The organism is Pseudomonas sp. SIMBA_067 (assembly GCF_046534675.1).
Lineage (GTDB): Bacteria > Pseudomonadota > Gammaproteobacteria > Pseudomonadales > Pseudomonadaceae > Aquipseudomonas > Aquipseudomonas putida.
The window spans coordinates 1-358 of sequence record NZ_JAWRYH010000123.1; the positions used below are offsets into that span (position 1 = coordinate 1).

The 358-nt window shown below is 60.3% G+C and carries 1 pseudogene; it reads left to right on the forward strand.

The features are described 5' to 3' along the window. Positions 1-21 precede the first annotated feature (21 nt). Positions 22-358 (forward strand): annotated as a pseudogene (locus tag SB765_RS28345) (hypothetical protein); the annotation flags it as partial.

Here is a 358-nt window from a genome sequence, read left to right on the forward strand (position 1 = left end):
CTGCTGGCGGCAACACTCCGTGTGACGAAGCTGCCGAGTAGCCTGAAAGCCTTGCGCGAGCATTACCCTGCAAATGCCCGGGGTGGCTGGTGTGCGCTGTCCGGCCATGCCCCTGATGCCAAGCCACTGTTCCTGTACACGCTCAAGACCGGTAGAGCGTGCGCTTTTCTACCCGCTGCGCAGGATGTGCTGCTGGTATTTGGCGGCCGCCAGGCGTTACAGGCCTGGATTGCAGCGCATGCTTTCTCGAATGACACGCAGCGGCAAGCTGTTGTGGGTGACCTGTTCATTCGTGTTCGTGAGATGTTCATGGATGCGCTGGTCCATGAGGCCCACCAACGGCTGACCACCAATGCAC